Origin of the sequence: Corynebacterium sp. HMSC074A01, assembly GCF_001831515.1 — a bacterium.
In the GTDB taxonomy this organism is placed as follows: domain Bacteria; phylum Actinomycetota; class Actinomycetes; order Mycobacteriales; family Mycobacteriaceae; genus Corynebacterium.
On the sequence record NZ_KV825619.1, the window covers coordinates 54,214 to 69,872 of the forward strand.

A 15,659-nucleotide genomic window follows, 5' to 3' on the forward strand; every position below is an offset into this window, starting at 1 on the left:
GCCAAGCCTGCGGCACCCAAGCCCGGCCAGGCCGCCAAGCCCGCCGCGCCGAATCCGGGACAGGCTGCGAAACCTGCGGCACCGAAGCCCGGCCAGGCCGCCAAGCCCGCAGCACCCAAGCCCGGCCAGGCTGCCAAGCCTGCGGCACCCAAGCCCGGCCAGGCTGCCAAGCCTGCCGCGCCGAAGCCGGGTCAGGCTGCGAAGAAGGACGCTCCGACGCCCGGCTCCATGCCGCGTCCGGTGGCAAAGCCGGGTGGGCGCCCGAGGGTAGCCAACAACCCATTTTCTTCGAACTCCTCCGCGCCGCGCCCGGCACCGCGCCCCGGCAGCGGCCGCGGTGGTCAGAACCAGGGCGGCGGCCGTGGCCGCGGCCAGGGTGGACCACGCCCGGGGCAGGGCTCCCAGGGCCAGGGCGCACCGCGTCCAGGCGGCAACCGCTCCGGTGGTGGACGTCGTCCGTCGCCGGCAGATATGGCGGCAGCGCCCTCGCCGAAGCAGATGCCGGCAAAGGCTGCCGGCTCCCGCGGCGGTCGCAACGGTGGCGGCGGTCGTGGTCGTGGTGGCGGTCCGGGTGGCCCGCCGCGCGGTGGCGGTTTCCGCGGACGCGGCGGTCGTCGCGGCGGTACCGCAGGTGCATTCGGGCGTCCGGGTGGCGCACCGGGGCGTCGTCGCAAGTCGAAGGGCCAGAAGAGGGCCGAATATGAGGAGATGCACAAGCCGAACGTAATCGGTGGCGTGCGTCTGCCTGACGGCGACGGCAAGACGGTTCGCCTGCGTCAGGGCGCGACCCTGTCGGATCTTGCGGAGAAGATCAACACCGATGCATCCTCCCTGGTCCAGGCGCTGTTTAACCTGGGTGAGATGGTCACGGCTACGCAGTCGGTCTCCGAGGAGACGCTGCAGCTTTTGGGCGCCGAGATCAACTACGAGGTGCAGATCGTCTCTCCGGAGGACGAGGACCGCGAGCTGCTCGAGTCCTTCGACCTGCAGTTCGGCGAGGACGAGGGCGGCGAAGAGGCGCTCGAGCAGCGCCCGCCGGTGGTGTCCGTCATGGGCCACGTCGACCACGGTAAGACTCGCTTGCTGGACTCGATCCGCAAGGCAAACGTGGGTCGCGGCGAGGCCGGCGGCATTACCCAGGGCATCGGCGCCTACCAGACTGAGGTAGAGCTCGACGGCCAGCAGCGCAAGATCACCTTCCTGGATACCCCGGGCCACGAGGCGTTTACCGCCATGCGTGCCCGCGGTGCGAAGTCCACGGACTTGGCTATTCTGGTCGTTGCCGCGGACGACGGCGTCATGCCGCAGACCGTGGAGGCGATCAACCACGCCAAGGCCGCAGACCTGCCGATCGTGGTCGCAGTCAACAAGGTGGATAAGCCGGAGGCGCAACCGGACAAGATCCGTGGCCAGCTCACCGAGTACGGGCTGATCCCGGAGGAGTACGGCGGCGACACCATGTTCATCGATATCTCGGCCAAGCAGGGCACGGGTATCGACGACCTGCTGGAGGCCGTCCTGCTCACCGCCGATGCGGCGCTCGAGCTGACGGCAAACCCGGACATGGACGCCCAGGGTGTGGCCATCGAGTCCCACCTGGACCGCGGCCGCGGCCCGGTCTCCACCGTCATCGTCCAGCGCGGTACGCTGCGCGTCGGCGACTCCATCGTGGTGGGCGGCAACTTCGGCCGCGTGCGCCGCATGGTCGACGAGTGGGGCGACGACGTCGAAGAGGCAGGACCGTCCCGCCCGGTCCAGGTCCAGGGCCTCAACGGTGTCCCCGGCCCGGGCGACAACCTGCTCGTGGTCGAAGACGACCGCGTCGCACGTCAGATCGCGGCGCAGCGTGACGCGCGTCAGCGTGCCGCCATGCAGGCGCGCACGAAGAAGCGCGTGTCCCTGGAGAACCTGGATCAGGCGCTCAAGGAGACCAACCAGCTCAACCTCATCCTCAAGGGCGACAACGCCGGTTCGGTGGAGGCCCTGGAGGAGGCCCTGCTCAAGATCGAGGTGGACGACGAGGTGGAGGTGAACATCATCGACCGTGGTGTCGGTGCTGTCACCCAGACCAACGTGGTGCTCGCTGCCGCATCCGATGCGGTCATCGTGGCCTTCAACGTCCGCGCCGAGGGCAAGGCTACCGAGGAGGCCAACAACGAGGGCGTGGACATCCGCTACTACTCGGTCATCTACGACGTGATCGATCAGGTGGAAGCAGCGCTCAAGGGCATGCTCAAGCCGATCTACGAGGAACGCGAGATGGGTGCCGCGGAGATCCGCCAGATCTTCAAGGCCTCCGCCGTCGGCCTCATCGCCGGCTGCATGGTTACCGAAGGCAAGGTCAAGCGCGGTGCGAAGCTGCGCCTGGTCCGCGACGGCAACGTCATTACTCCGGATGCAACGATCGAGTCGCTGCGCCGCGAGAAGGACGACGTCACTGAGGTAGCCAAGGGCTACGAATGCGGTATGGTCCTGTCGTACCCGGACATCCAGGTCGACGACCAGATCCAGGTCTACGAGATGGTCGAGGTCCCGCGCGACTAGACCGGAGACCCCGCCGGCTCAACGCAGCTGGCGTGGGTAGACACGAAAAGCGGTGCCCCCTTCCCGGCTTTGTGCTGGGGCGGGGGCGCTGTGGCGTCGATAGGCAGTGCAAGCGTCTAAACTTGGAAGGACGCTGACGAGACACAAGGAGATGATGACATGGCTGACAACCCGCGTGCGCAACGCATGGCGAAGCAGATTCACGCGATTGTTGCTTCCGCGATCGAGCGAGAGGTCAAAGACCGGAGGTTGGAGCTGGTCACCGTCACCGATGTCCGCGTGACCGGCGACCTGCACGACGCGACCGTCTACTACACGGTGCGCGGCCGAGATATTGACGATGAGCCCGATTACGAGCAGGCCGCCGAGGCGCTGCACCGCGCCCGCGGCCAGCTGCGCAAGATCGTCGGGGACCAGCTCTCCGTGCGGTTCACGCCGACGCTCGCGTTCGAGCTGGACACCGTGCCGGAGGCTTCCGCGCGGATGGAGGAGCTGCTCAACCGCGCGCGTGCCCGCGACGAGGAGACTGCGCGCCTGCGCGAGAGCGCGAAGCCGGCAGGCGAGGACAACCCGTACAAGACGGACGGGGATAGCGGCGTAGGGACTGGCGCGTAAATGGGCGCACTGTTCCCGGGCGCGGAAGCGCAGTTCACTGAGATCGCCGAGGTGCTGCGAGCAGCCAAGAAGGTTTCGGTGGTCGCGCACATCAAGCCGGACGCGGATGCGGTCGGCTCGGCGTGCGGGCTGACCGCTGGGCTGCGCTCGCTGGGTATCGACGCGCACGTGTTCATCGGGCAGACCTACCCGCACCCCGAGAACCTGCTCACGGTTCCTGGGGTTGACGAGATCACCTACGGCGGCCAGCTGCCGGAGGACGGGCTCGTGGTGACGGTGGATTGCGCGTCGGTGGACCGCACGGGGCTGTTCCGCACGCAGATCGCGGACGACCCTTCGCGTGTGGTGGTGATTGACCACCATGAGACCAACCCGGCGTTCGGCGCGCACAACCTCATCCTCGACGCCGAGTCCACCACGACGATTATCCGCGAGCTCTTCGACTACCTGGGCGTAGAGCTGGACCACGACATGGCGTACTGCCTGTACGCGGGCCTGGTCACCGACACGGGGAACTTCCGTTGGGGCACGCCGCGCATGCACCAGCTGGCAGGCGAGCTGATGGGCTACGGCCTTGATACGCGCCAGATTTCCCTGGAATTGACGGACAAGGCTAGCGCGCGCGACCTGCAGATCATGGGCGGGGTGCTCGCCGATTTGCAGAATTTCCGCGAGGAGGGACTCAAGCTCAGCGTCTTTACCATCCGGGCGGAGGCGCTGGCGCGGATGAGCCAGACCACCGTCGAGGCGATCATCGATTACGCCCGCGCACTCGAAGGCACTGATGTCGGCATGGTGCTCAAGCAGAACGGGCCGAAGCGCTGGGCGGTGTCGCTGCGCTCGAGCGTGATCGATGTGTCCAAGCTTGCGCAGCGTTTCGGCGGTGGCGGGCACATCCCGGCGGCGGGTTATACCGCCCACGGCTCGCAGGATATGGTGGTGCGCGACCTGATCGCGGCGCTGCCGACTCGTGAGGAGCGCGCCGCACGCTAGGGGCAGCGGGCAGAGCCCGAGGCCCGTGAAGATTTGTACCGCACTCAACTTGACGTAGAAGGAGCGTGCGCGTGGCAGCGAAGTCCACATCACATTCATCGGCTCATCCGCAGACGAACCGGGGTCCGGAGGTCAGCGCGCGCACGATTCTGGGGCTCGCGCTGCCAGCGCTCGGCGTGCTCGCGGCCAACCCGCTCTACCTGCTGTTGGATACAGCGGTGGTGGGCCGCCTGGGCACCGCGCAGCTGGCGGCGCTGGCGGCGGGCACCACGATCCAGTCGACGGTGACCACCCAGCTGACCTTTCTGTCCTACGGCACCACCGCGCGCAGCTCCCGGCTCTTCGGAGCGGGCAAGCGCGACGCGGCGATTGCCGAGGGCGTGCAGGCGACCTGGGTGGCGGTGCTGGTTGGTCTGTGCCTGGCCACGATCATCTGGTTGTTCGCTGAGCCGATCGCGTTCGCGCTGACCAACGACCACGCCACGGCGGCGCAGGCCGCAAGCTGGATGCACGTGGCCGCAATTGCTATCCCGCTGACGCTGATCATCATGGCGGGCAACGGCTGGATGCGCGGAATCCAAAACACCCGCCTGCCTTTCCTGCTCACGCTGTGTGGCCTGGTGCCGGGCGCGCTCATTCTGCCGGTGCTGGTGCACCGCTTCGGGCTGGTCGGCTCGGCGGTGGCCAACGTGATCGGCATGGGGATTACCGCCACGCTTTTCCTCGTGGTGCTGATCCGCGAGCACAGTGGGTCCTGGGCACCGCGCTGGGCGGTCATGCGCGACCAGCTGGTGCTCGGCCGCGACCTCATCCTGCGTTCGCTGTCCTTCCAGATTTCGTTTTTGGCGGCAGCCGCGGTCGCGGGCCGCTTCGGCGTGGCCACGCTCGCCGCCCACCAGATCCTGCTCCAGTTGTGGAACTTCCTCACGCTCGTGCTCGACTCGATGGCGATCGCCGCGCAGACGCTCACCGGCGCCTCGCTCGGCAAGGGCCGCGTCTCTGAGGCGCGCTCGGTGGGTGCGCAGGCCACCCGCTTCTCGGTCGGCTTCGGCGTGGTGCTCGCCACGATCTTCGCGCTTTTCGACGCCCCACTGAAGTCCATCTTCACCCGCGACGGTGCCGTCCTCGACGCCCTGGTTATCCCGTGGTGGCTGCTCATCGCCATGATTCTTGTTGGCGGCGTGGTTTTCGCCCTCGACGGCGTGCTGCTGGGTGCCTCGGACGCGGCGTTTTTGCGTAACCTGACGATCGTGTCCGTGCTCGGTGCGTTTTTGCCGATTACGTTGCTTTCCGTCACCTTCGGCTGGGGGCTGACCGGCATCTGGGCAGGCCACCTCGCCTCGGTGGTGCTGCGCCTGGTGGGCGTGGTGATCCGTTTCCGTGGGGATAAGTGGGCGCGGACTGGGGCGACCGCGCGGGCGTCGTAAAGCGGCAGAAAGAGAGGAGCCGAGAATGAGCACCACACTGTGGGCCGTGAGCGATCTGCACGCGGCCGTAAAACGCAACGGGCCGAAGATCGACGCCATCCAGCCGCGCGACCCCTCCGACTGGCTGATCGTGGCCGGCGATGTCGCCGAGCGCTTGGAGCTGATCGTGCAGGTGATGGAGCAGTTGGCGCAGCGCTTCGACACGGTGATCTGGGCACCGGGCAACCACGAGCTTTTCTCGCGCTCTGCGGATCGCTACCGCGGCCGCGACAAATACACGGCGCTGGTGCAGGCGATGCGCGAAATCGGCGTGATTACGCCGGAGGACCCGTACCCGCAGTTCGGCGGCGTGACCATCGCCCCGCTGTTTACCCTCTACGACTACTCCTTCCGCGGCGCGAACATGACGGTGGAGGAAGCGATCGAGGCCGCGCACGAGAAGAACATCGTGATGACGGACCAGTTCGCCATCGCCTCGTTTGTCGACGTCCGCGCGTGGTGCTGGGACCGACTCGCCTACACCACCAAGCGGCTTTCCCGTATCAGCGGGCCGACGATTTTGATCAACCACTGGCCGCTCGTGCAGGAGCCGACGCTGCGCATGCAGTGGTCAGAAATCGCCTTGTGGTGCGGGACCCGGCACACCCGCTCCTGGCCGAAGCGCTACAACGCGCAGGCTGTGATTTATGGGCACCTGCACATGCCCGGGGTGATGGAGATCGACGGCATTGAGCACATCGAGGTTTCCCTGGGGTATCCACGCGAGTGGGAGCGCTTCCCGCGTCGCCACCCCTTCCCATACCCGGTGATGGAGGTGGGAGCGTAGATGCAGAACCTGGCACTGTTTCCGCCAGAGGCGCGCTTTGTCTACCTGCGCACCGACGGCGGCAACGACTTGAGCAAGTACGAAAACCTCCTGCCGAGCGAGCAGGCGCAGGTCAGCTGCGCGGTTGATCTGCGCAAGGGCGAGTTTGGCGACGCCCGCTGGTGCGCCCACGAAGCACTGAAAGAACTCGGCTGCGAAAACGCCGGGGCCATCCTGCGCGGGGAGAAGGGCATGCCGCTGTGGCCGGAGGGCTACACCGGCTCGCTGACGCATACCATCGGCTTCCGCGCTGCGGTGGCCGCGCCCACCAGGTGGGTGCGCTCCATGGGCTTAGACGCAGAACTTGCCGAGCCGCTGCCGGAAGGCGTGCTGGCTGCGATTACGCGCGGTGACGAGTACGAGATGGTGCGCGGGATGCAAGCCGACGGCTTCGAGTGGGCCGACCGGCTGCTGTTCTGTGCGAAGGAGGCCACCTACAAGTGCTGGTTCCCCATGACGCGGCTCTTCCTCGACTTCGACGAGGCGGACATCTGTTTGCGCCCGGACGGCACCTTCGTCTCCTACATCCTGGCCCGGCCCACGCCCACGCCTATGTTTGAGGGGCGCTGGGTGGTGGGCGACGGCTACGTGATCGCCTCGGCCTTTGTGTGTTAGCTGAGTCTGTTAGCCGAGCGTCGCCGGACGCGCGACAAACACGGTGGCCAGGCGTTTGCCTTGCTCTTTGACTAAGGCGACCACGCGCCCGTCCGGGCCCTTCGCGGCGTGGACGCCGTCGAGCCCGCGGGGTGTCAGCCACTTGCCCAGCGCGAGCGCGTCGTACTCGTCTGCGGTGACCTCGAGCACAGGCCAGGCGCGCAGCTGCGCTTCGTCGAGGGGCAGTGAAAGACTGGGGGAGTCTTGGAGGGTGGCCAGCGGCGTGGCGTCGGCAAGCGAAAATGCCCCGACGGACTCGCGGCGCAGCTGGGTGAGATGACCGCCGACGCCGAGCGCGGCACCGAGGTCGCGGGCGAGCGCGCGGATGTAGGTGCCCGAGGAGCAGTGGACGCGCACGTCGACGTCGATAAACGGGCCCTCGCGGCGGATCTCACCGATGTCGAAGCTAAAGATGGTGACCGGGCGGGCCGGGATGTCGACGTCTTTGCCCTCGCGGACGAGCTCGTGGGCGCGCTTGCCGTCGATCTTGATCGCAGAGACCGCGGTGGGTTTTTGCATGATCTCGCCGGTAAGCCGGTCTACTTCGGCTTCGATCTGCGCATCCCTGATGCGCGAGGCGTCGTGGGTGGCGGTGACCTCGCCCTCAGCGTCGTCGGTGGTGGTGGACTGGCCGAGCCGGATGGTGGCGGCGTAGCGCTTGTCGTTGGCCACGAGGTGGGCGAGCAGCTTGGTGCCGCGCTCGATGCCCACGACGAGCACGCCGGTGGCCATGGGGTCCAGCGTGCCGGCATGGCCCACCTTGCGGGTGGAAAAGGCGCGGCGCAGCTTCGCGACGACATCGTGGCTCGTCATGCCTGCAGGCTTGTCTACCACGACGATTCCAGAGGTTGCGAGGGGATCTGTCATGGTTTTCAAGTATGCCGTACGCTATTGCGCGTGGATATTTTGCACGGGCTTTCAGACGTTCCCGAACACCTCACCGAAGGCGGCAGCGTCGTCACCATCGGCGTGTTCGACGGGGTGCACCGGGGCCACCAGCTGCTGATCACCACCGCGGTGGAAAAAGCGAAAGCACAGGGTGTGCCCAGCGTCGTCATGACTTTCGACCCGCACCCGGTGGCAGTCTTCGCGCCGGAGCGCGCCCCGCTGGCGCTGTTGAGCTTGGAGGAGCGCGCCCGCCAGATCGAGGCGCTGGGCGTGGACTACCTGCTGGTCATCGACTTCCGCAAGGAGCTCGCGGGCGATAGCACCGAGCACTACGTCACCGGGGTGCTGCAGGGCACGCTCGGTGCGCGCGAAGTGGTCGTCGGCGAGAACTTCACCTTCGGCAAGGACGCCGCCGGCACCGCGCAGACGATGGCGCAGCTCGGGGAGCGCTTCGGGCTTGAGGTCACCATCGTGCAGCTGCTTAACGACGGCGACGTGCGCATCTGCTCCACCGCCATCCGCGACGAACTCACCGCCGGCAACATCAGCGTGGCCACCGACTACATGGGCAGGCCATTTTCGGTGATCTCGACCATCGAGCGCGGCGCGGGCCGCGGCGGCCGCGAGCTGGGATACCCCACGGCGAACCAGTACGTCGAGGATGTCTCCGCGCTGCCGGCCGACGGGGTCTACGCTGGCTGGCTCACCATCATTGACACCGCACCGATCGACGGCGATGTGAAACCGGGCGTGCGCTACCCGGCTGCGATCTCGGTCGGCACCAACCCGACGTTCGGGGACACGCGCCGCAGCGTGGAGTCCTACATCTTGGACCGTGACGCGGACCTCTACGACCGGATGGCGCGCGTGGAGTTCGTGGACAAGGTCCGTGACATGGTGAAATTCAACTCCGTCGAGGAACTGTTGGAGAACATGGCGCGCGACGTTGAGCGCACGCGCGAGATCCTCGGCGTGAAGTAGCATGTCCTAAAAGCCCCGTACGTCAGCGAAAGGACGCGAACCCATGTCACGCAAGCTCATCTTGGATCTGGACACCGGCATCGACGACGCGCTGGCGCTTGCCTACGCGCTCGGCTCCGAGGACGCCGAGCTCATCGGCGTGACGTGTACCTACGGGAATGTGACGGTGGAGCAGTCCGTGCGCAACACGCTCGCGCTTTTGGAGCTGTTTGGCCGCACCGACGTGCCCGTGTTCGCTGGCCCGGGCCACGCACGTGCGAAGGACTCGTTCACAGTCCAGGAGATCTCCGCGTTCATCCACGGCACAAACGGCATCGGCGAGGTGGAGATCCCTGATGCCGCACGCGGGGTAGAGGAGACCTCTGCGGTGGACTTCCTTATCGACTCGGTGGAGGCTTACGGCGATGACCTGGTGATCGTGCCGACTGGCCCGTCGACCACGATTGCCGCGGCGATCGAGGCCTCCAACGTCTTCCGAGACAACGCCCACATCGTGATGATGGGTGGCGCGCTGACCGTGCCTGGCAACGTCAACGCCTGGACGGAGGCGAACATCAACCAGGACCCCGAGGCCACGGATCTGATGTTCCGGAGCCTGCGCGACGTCACCATGATCGGCCTCGACGTCACGCTCCAGACGCTGTTGACGCGGACGGAAACTGCGCAGTGGGAAAAGCTTGGCACGCGCGGCGGAGACTTCCTCGCGGCCGCCACGAACTACTACATCGACGCGTATAAGACGACCTCCCCGCACCTGGGCGGGTGCGGGCTGCACGACCCGCTGGCAGTCGCGGTCGCGCTTGACCCGAGCTTGGTGGACACCCTCGGGATCAACATGAAGGTCGACACCGAGGGGCCGACCCGCGGGCGCACGATCGGCGACGAGACCCGACTGAACGACCCGGACAAGCATGCCGCCGTGGCCGTGCGCGTGGACACCGCGCGCTTCCTCGACGAGCTCATGCAGCGACTGACCACTTTGGCTTCTGCCACCCCGGTCGTGTAAGCTCTTTCGAGGTCTTGCGCCAATCGACTGCGGTTCGCGGCAGTTGCGGTGCAGTACAAGACTTTTGATCTAGAGCGCGAACTGAAATACCAAGGAGCATGCTCATGGCACTGTCCACTGAGAAGAAGGCTGAGATCCTCAAGGAGTTCGGCCTCCACGAGACCGACACCGGTTCCCCGGAGGCACAGGTTGCGCTGCTGACCGAGCGCATCAACAACCTGACCGAGCACCTGAAGGACCACAAGCACGATCACCACTCCCGTCGTGGTCTGCTGCTGCTGGTCGGCCGCCGTCGTGGCCTGCTGCAGTACCTGCGCGAGAACAACGTTGAGCGCTACCGCGACCTCATCGCTCGCCTTGGCCTGCGTCGTTAAGCGACTTCGCACCTTTCCCCCGCCGCACCCAGCCTTCTGGGGCGGCGGGGTTTGCGTTTCCGTGAGATCTGAAGCTGCAATACATGGAGGTGCTGGTAGAATGTGTGCCGTTGCAAAATGAACGCGATACCCGGCGGCACCGATGACCGCCTTGTCAAGACCCAAGGAGAGGGATCTTTTGAGCAGCTTTAGCCCCAAAAACTCGTACGACGTCCACGTCGATGAGGAGTTTGGCATCACCGAAGCCGTTGCCACGCTGGACAACGGCGACTTTGGTACCCGCACCATCCGTTTCGAGACAGGCCAGCTGGCCCGCCAGGCCGACGGCTCGGTGACCACCTACCTGGACGAGGACACGATGATGCTGGCCACCACCACCGCATCGAACCAGCCTCGCGAGGGTTTCGATTTCTTCCCACTCACCGTTGACGTCGAAGAGCGCATGTACGCCGCGGGCCGCATACCCGGCTCGTTCTTCCGCCGCGAGGGCCGCCCGTCCACGCAGGCGATCCTGGCCTGCCGCCTGATCGACCGACCGCTGCGCCCCACCTTTGCCAAGGGCCTGCGCAACGAGGTGCAGTGCGTGATCACTGTGCTGTCGATGGCACCGGACGAGTACTACGACGTCGTCGCCATCAACGGCGCGTCCGCCGCGACCCAGCTGTCCGGCCTGCCGGTCTCCGGCCCGGTCGGTGGCGTGCGCATGGCGCTGATTGCCGACGATAAGCACCCGCAGGGCCAGTGGGTCGCCTTCCCGAACGCGGCGCAGCACGAGCGCGCCCTGTTCGAGATGGTCGTCGCCGGCCGCATGGTCGAGCGCAAGGACGGCAAGAAGACCCGCGAAGACGTCGCCATCATGATGGTCGAGGCCGGCGCGGGCGTCAACGTGGTCAAGCTGGTCAAGGAGGGCTTCCCGGCCCCGACCGAGTCCACCGTGGCAGAGGGCCTGGAGGCGGCGAAGCCGTACATCCGCACCCTGGCCAAGGCACAGGCCGACCTGGCCGCAGAGGTGGGCAAGGAGACCAAGGAGTTCACGCTCTTCCCGCCGTACTCCGACGAGGTGTACAAGCAGTTGGAGAAGAAGGCCGCCAAGAAGCTGGGCAAGATCATGACGATCAAGTCTAAGGCCGAGCGCGAGGACGCCTCCAACGCCTACATGGAGGAGATCGAGGAGTCGCTGCTGGACAAGTTCGACGTGGACGAGGACGACCACGAGCACGCCGCCACCTCGAAGGAAATCCGCGCTGCCTACAACGCGGTGCAGAAGAAGATCGTGCGCGAGAAGATCCTCACCGAGGGCTTCCGCATTGACGGCCGCGGCGTCAACGACATCCGCGACCTGGAGGTCGAGGTCGAACTGATCCCGCGCGCCCACGGCTCCGCCCTCTTTGAGCGCGGCGAGACCCAGATCCTCGGCGTGACCACCCTGGACATGCTGAAGATGGAGCAGCACATCGACTCCCTGCACCCGGAGGACACGAAGCGCTACATCCACCACTACAACTTCCCGCCGTACTCCACCGGCGAGACCGGTCGCGTCGGTTCGCCGAAGCGCCGCGAGATCGGCCACGGTGCACTCGCAGAGCGCGCCCTGCTGCCGGTTATTCCTTCCAAGGAGGACTTCCCGTACACCATCCGCCAGGTCTCCGAGGCGCTGGGTTCCAACGGCTCGACCTCGATGGGCTCGGTCTGCGCGTCCACGCTGTCGCTGTACAACGCGGGCGTGCCGCTGGCCGCACCGGTAGCTGGCATCGCCATGGGTCTGGTCTCTGGCGAGGTTGAGGGCGAGACCAAGTACGTCGCACTGACCGACATCTTGGGTGCCGAGGACGCTTTCGGCGACATGGACTTCAAGGTGGCAGGTACCACCGAGTTCATCACCGCGCTGCAGCTGGACACCAAGCTTGACGGCATCCCGTCCGACGTGCTGGCCGCAGCCCTGGACCAGGCTTACGAGGCACGCGAGACCATCCTGGAGACCATGGCCGAGGTCATCGAGGGCCCGGACGAGATGAACCCGCTCGCACCGAAGATCACCACCGTCACTGTTCCGGTGAACAAGATCGGCGAGGTCATCGGCCCGAAGGGCAAGATGATCAACTCGATTACGGAGGAGACCGGCGCGGACATCAGCATCGAGGATGACGGCACGATCTACGTCTCCGCAACCGAGGGCTCGGCAGCGGACGCGGCGATTGAGAAGATCAACGCGATCGCCAACCCGCAGATGCCCAAGGTGGGCGAGCGCTACCTGGGCACGGTGGTCAAGACCGTCGCCTTCGGCGCGTTCGTCTCCATTCTGCCGGGCACCGACGGCCTGATCCACATCTCCAACCTGGGCGGCAACACCCGCGTGGAGAAGGTCGAGGACGTGATCAACGTCGGCGACAAGGTCGAGGTGGAAATCCGCGACATCGACAATCGCGGCAAGATCTCCCTGGTTCCCGTGGAGGACTAGTCCCCACCGCCTTTGAGCGATAGTGAAAACGCCTCCCGCAAAACTGCGGGAGGCGTTTTCTCGTGCGTGTGTGCGTACTCCCTAGGGGAGGAAGCGCAGCTTCTTGCCCAGGTTCAGCGCGGTGCTGAGCAGCGTGCCGTAGTACTTGCGTGGTAACTGGGACGGGCCGCGCATCGGCATGATGCGCTGCTCGGAGATGTTCTTCGGTTCCGTGTACTTGGTCAGCCCCTCGGCACCGTGGCGACGGGAGAGACCGGACTGCTTCACACCACCCAGCGGGGTGGAGATGGCGGCCCAGGTGGAGGCGTAACCGTCGTTGATGGTCACGCTGCCGGATTCGATGCGCTTGGCCAGCGCCCACGCGGTCTTCGGCGCACCGAAGACGGAGGCATTGAGCCCGTAGTCGAGCGAGTTGGCCAGCTCAACGGCCTCATCCATGTCGCGGACGCGCTGGACGTAGACCACCGGACCGAAGACTTCCTGGGTTTCCAGGTCGGTGTCCGGGCCCAGATCAGTCAAGATGGTGGGGGCGAAGTGGTACGGGCCGATATCCGGGCGGGCCTTGCCGCCGGTGATCAGGGTGGCACCCTTGGAAAGCGCATCGTCGACAAACGCTTGCACTCGGTCGAGCTGATCCTGGTTGATCAGCGAGCCCATCTCGTAATCCCAGTTCAGACCCGAGCCGAGCGTGATGGACTCGGTGGCCTTGCGGAAGGCGTCGATGAAGCGGTCGAAGATGGCGTCGGGCACGTAGATGCGCTCGATGGAGACGCACAGCTGGCCGGAGTTGGAGAAGCACGCGGTGGCGATGGTGTTGGCGTGCTTTTCGATGTCCGCGTCCGGCGCAATCAGCATCGCGTTCTTGCCGCCCAGCTCCGCGGAGTACCCCACAAGGCGCTCGCCGACGGTCTCGCCGAGGATCTTGCCGGTCTGGGTCGAGCCGGTGAACATGAGGTAGTCGCACTGCGTGGAGATAGCGTGACCGACTTCCCGGCCGGAGCCGGTGACGATCTGGAAAAGCTCGCGCGGCAGGCCCGCCTCAATGAGGAAGTGCAGCGCGATGAGGTTGGAAAATGGGGTCTGCCAGTCAGGCTTTGCGACGATACCGTTACCGGCAATCAGCGCCGCGATCGCATCGGACACGCCGAGAGCCAGCGGGTAGTTCCACGGGCTGATCTGGCCGACGATGCCCTTCGGTACGCGCTGCTCGACCGTCTTGGAGATCACCGGGAAGGCGCCGGCCCGCTTGGTGTCGGAGAGCAGGCCTTCCGCCTTGTTGCAGTAGTAGCGGGCGTTGTTGAGCACGTCGAGTACTTCGTCGAACGCTGCGGTGCGGTCCTTGCCGGTCTCCAGCTGGACGACGTCTGCCAAGAGGTCCTGGTTGCGGTAGACCAGGTCGTGGAAGCGGGAGAGCACTTCGACGCGCTCGCTGATCTCGCGGGCGGCCCACTGCTTCTGCGCTGCGCGGGCACGGCGGAAGGCTTCGTCGACATCAGTTTTGGTGCCAACGCCGACCCAGCCGATGGGCTCGTCGACGAACGGGGAGGTCACCTCTTGGCGCTCGCCGTTGTAGAGCGAGCCGGTGGCGTGGTTGGTGGTGAGGTTGAGCAGCATCTCGTGGAAGTGCTCCGGCAGCGGTTGTGCTTTCAGGCGCCGAATTGGCATGGGAAACTCTCCAGTGAAAAGTTGACTGTGTGCAAGGACCCACGCCCCAGGTTGCGGGTGTGCGAACCTGGGGCGTGGGGTACTGAGGTGCGAGGTTAGAACGGGCAGCCTGCGGCGCGGCGTGCAGCGGCACCGCCGTCGTCGTTGCCCTTCTCGCCCGGCTCACGCGCGGCAACGGTGATGCCGTCGGCAGCCTTGAGCTCTTCTTCCGGGTCACCGCCGTTGTTGTACGGGGCGATGTTTCGCGGCTCCTTGTACTTGCCCTCGATCATGCCGTGCTTGATCATCTGGGAGCGGCCCGGCTCCATGTAGCGCTTGTCCTCGGGCAGGATCTCGAAGACCTTCTTCACCAGCTTGGCGATGCGGTCGAAGCGCTTCTGGTCCTTCTTGGTCCACTCGAGGTCGAGGATGCGGCGCTCCTTCTCCGGCAGGGTGCCGTAGGTGAGCCAGATGACCGGGCGCATGATCGGCTTCCAAATGACCTTCCACACCTTCAGCGGCACGCCGTCGGGCGGAGTGATCATCTCTTCGCGTGCGGTGCGCAGCGCGAAGTCGACGGTCTCGTTGCGCTCCAGCACCGTGTCGACCATCTCGTCCATGTACGCCATCAGGTCGTCGTAGTTGTCGATGACCGGACGCTCGGACATCTCGTACTTATCCCACCAGGTCACGCCCTCGCGGACGATCTGGTCCTTCTCCTCGTGGGTGAAGGGGGTGCCGAAGAGCTCCTGAGCGTAGATGACGCGGTAGACGAAGGTGGCGTGTGCCCACCAGAAGGTCTCCGGGTTCATGGAGTGGTAACGCTCGCCGTTGCGCAGCTTGCCCTTAATGGTGGTGTGGTAGTCGCGGATCTGCTTGGACAGGCCCTCATCGTCATAGATAGACATGATGATCTGCGGGGTGGAACGCTCCAGGCGGGCGAAAGGCTCGTCGAAGAACTTGGAGTGATCCAGCAGGGACTGACCGATCGCGGGGTGCATGTTCTGCATGATGCCCGTGTAGCCGCGGAGGAGCTGGATTCGGTTATCGGAGCCCCACTTCCACAGGAGGGAGTCCGGGCCGAGGGGGGAGCGGCGGATTTCGCGCTTGCCGCCCTTGGGTTTGTCGGCGGAAACTGGAGTAGCCATCAGCTGCCTCTTTTCATGTGTTTGTCGACATCACGGTTGATATGTGAACGGTAGCACAACTG

General features: G+C 65.7%; 13 protein-coding genes. 10 read left to right on the forward strand and 3 right to left on the reverse strand.

The window, feature by feature from the left end; all coding sequences use genetic code 11:
- The 6 genes from infB to HMPREF2550_RS06880 all read left to right on the forward strand — a co-directional run.
- The coding region (gene infB / locus HMPREF2550_RS06855) for a translation initiation factor IF-2 (protein ID WP_246819778.1) at window positions 1-2,544 on the forward strand (2,544 nt) is incomplete at its 5' end.
- Window positions 2,545-2,703: 159 nt separating this feature from the next.
- Window positions 2,704-3,159 carry a 30S ribosome-binding factor RbfA gene (gene rbfA / locus HMPREF2550_RS06860; protein WP_070790458.1) on the forward strand — a complete coding sequence of 152 codons (456 nt, stop codon included), beginning with the start codon at window positions 2,704-2,706 and terminating at the stop codon, window positions 3,157-3,159.
- A complete protein-coding gene (locus HMPREF2550_RS06865) occupies window positions 3,160-4,152 on the forward strand; it encodes a DHH family phosphoesterase (RefSeq protein WP_083319826.1) in 993 nt (330 codons plus the stop codon).
- A 71-nt stretch (window positions 4,153-4,223) separates the two neighbouring features.
- Complete coding sequence (locus HMPREF2550_RS06870) at window positions 4,224-5,579, forward strand: MATE family efflux transporter (RefSeq protein ID WP_070790459.1); 1,356 nt, start codon at window positions 4,224-4,226, stop codon at window positions 5,577-5,579.
- Window positions 5,580-5,604: 25 nt separating this feature from the next.
- The gene (locus tag HMPREF2550_RS06875) at window positions 5,605-6,405 is read left to right on the forward strand and encodes a metallophosphoesterase family protein (protein ID WP_070763694.1); all 801 of its coding nucleotides are present in this window, start codon (window positions 5,605-5,607) and stop codon (window positions 6,403-6,405) included.
- Complete coding sequence (locus tag HMPREF2550_RS06880) at window positions 6,406-7,059, forward strand: 4'-phosphopantetheinyl transferase family protein (protein WP_070763696.1); 654 nt, start codon at window positions 6,406-6,408, stop codon at window positions 7,057-7,059.
- A 9-nt stretch (window positions 7,060-7,068) separates the two neighbouring features.
- Here HMPREF2550_RS06880 and truB read toward each other — a convergent pair whose 3' ends face one another.
- Window positions 7,069-7,965, reverse strand: a complete 897-nt coding sequence (gene truB / locus HMPREF2550_RS06885) for a tRNA pseudouridine(55) synthase TruB (RefSeq protein ID WP_070790460.1) — start codon at window positions 7,963-7,965, stop codon at window positions 7,069-7,071.
- 30 nt (window positions 7,966-7,995) lie between these two features.
- Between truB and HMPREF2550_RS06890 the strand changes: the two genes are divergently transcribed.
- From HMPREF2550_RS06890 to HMPREF2550_RS06905, 4 genes are all read left to right on the forward strand, one after another.
- Entirely contained in the window at window positions 7,996-8,967 is a 972-nt protein-coding gene (locus HMPREF2550_RS06890) for a bifunctional riboflavin kinase/FAD synthetase (protein WP_070763700.1), read from the forward strand.
- A gap of 43 nt (window positions 8,968-9,010) precedes the next feature.
- On the forward strand, window positions 9,011-9,973 hold the full coding sequence (locus tag HMPREF2550_RS06895; RefSeq protein WP_070790461.1) for a nucleoside hydrolase: 963 nt from the start codon (window positions 9,011-9,013) through the stop codon (window positions 9,971-9,973).
- A 104-nt stretch (window positions 9,974-10,077) separates the two neighbouring features.
- Complete coding sequence (gene rpsO / locus HMPREF2550_RS06900; protein ID WP_070763704.1) at window positions 10,078-10,347, forward strand: 30S ribosomal protein S15; 270 nt, start codon at window positions 10,078-10,080, stop codon at window positions 10,345-10,347.
- Between the two features lie 178 nt (window positions 10,348-10,525).
- Window positions 10,526-12,805, forward strand: coding sequence for a polyribonucleotide nucleotidyltransferase (locus tag HMPREF2550_RS06905; protein WP_246819779.1), 2,280 nt, complete (start codon window positions 10,526-10,528; stop codon window positions 12,803-12,805).
- A gap of 81 nt (window positions 12,806-12,886) precedes the next feature.
- Here the strand turns inward: HMPREF2550_RS06905 and HMPREF2550_RS06910 are convergent, their stop codons facing one another.
- Entirely contained in the window at window positions 12,887-14,470 is a 1,584-nt protein-coding gene (locus HMPREF2550_RS06910) for a succinic semialdehyde dehydrogenase (protein ID WP_070790463.1), read from the reverse strand.
- Window positions 14,471-14,565: 95 nt separating this feature from the next.
- Window positions 14,566-15,597 carry an oxygenase MpaB family protein gene (locus tag HMPREF2550_RS06915; RefSeq protein WP_070790464.1) on the reverse strand — a complete coding sequence of 344 codons (1,032 nt, stop codon included), beginning with the start codon at window positions 15,595-15,597 and terminating at the stop codon, window positions 14,566-14,568.
- Window positions 15,598-15,659: the final 62 nt, after the last annotated feature.

What these genes read in the sequence shown, in the direction of transcription:
- rbfA (WP_070790458.1), top strand. Translation starts at nt 2,704, where the DNA reads ATGGCTGACAACCCGCGTGCGCAACGCATGGCGAAGCAGATTCACGCG.
- HMPREF2550_RS06865 (WP_083319826.1), top strand. Translation starts at nt 3,160, where the DNA reads ATGGGCGCACTGTTCCCGGGCGCGGAAGCGCAGTTCACTGAGATCGCC.
- HMPREF2550_RS06875 (WP_070763694.1), top strand. Translation starts at nt 5,605, where the DNA reads ATGAGCACCACACTGTGGGCCGTGAGCGATCTGCACGCGGCCGTAAAA.
- HMPREF2550_RS06880 (WP_070763696.1), top strand. Translation starts at nt 6,406, where the DNA reads ATGCAGAACCTGGCACTGTTTCCGCCAGAGGCGCGCTTTGTCTACCTG.
- truB (WP_070790460.1), bottom strand. Translation starts at nt 7,965, where the DNA reads ATGACAGATCCCCTCGCAACCTCTGGAATCGTCGTGGTAGACAAGCCT.
- HMPREF2550_RS06895 (WP_070790461.1), top strand. Translation starts at nt 9,011, where the DNA reads ATGTCACGCAAGCTCATCTTGGATCTGGACACCGGCATCGACGACGCG.
- rpsO (WP_070763704.1), top strand. Translation starts at nt 10,078, where the DNA reads ATGGCACTGTCCACTGAGAAGAAGGCTGAGATCCTCAAGGAGTTCGGC.
- HMPREF2550_RS06910 (WP_070790463.1), bottom strand. Translation starts at nt 14,470, where the DNA reads ATGCCAATTCGGCGCCTGAAAGCACAACCGCTGCCGGAGCACTTCCAC.
- HMPREF2550_RS06915 (WP_070790464.1), bottom strand. Translation starts at nt 15,597, where the DNA reads ATGGCTACTCCAGTTTCCGCCGACAAACCCAAGGGCGGCAAGCGCGAA.